General features: G+C 40.5%; 1 protein-coding gene. It reads left to right on the top strand.

Annotated elements, in window-relative coordinates:
* Window positions 1-40: 40 nt before the first annotated feature.
* On the top strand, window positions 41-264 hold a 224-nt coding region (locus tag RYX56_RS23090), incomplete at its 3' end, for an ABC transporter substrate-binding protein (RefSeq protein WP_317124220.1).

Consider the following 264-nt stretch of genomic DNA (forward strand, 5'->3'; position numbering starts at 1 on the left):
CGGTCCTTTCAAATTGGATAGCTGGGAAAAGGACTCTCAAGTGAAATTAGTCCGCCACGATAAATATTGGGGAGAAAAGCCGCATCTTGACGGTGTTGTTTTCAACATTATTCCCAATGCCAATATGATGGTCAACTCTTTACGTTCCGGTGACATTAATATAGGGATGGACGTAACTGGGCAAAACCGTGAACTTGTCAAAAAAGATCCTAAACTCAAACTTTTATCAAAACCTGCCCTCTCCTTGTCTTACTTAGATCTAAA

The organism is Alkalihalophilus lindianensis (assembly GCF_032843265.1).
GTDB lineage: Bacteria > Bacillota > Bacilli > Bacillales > Bacillaceae_D > Alkalihalophilus > Alkalihalophilus lindianensis.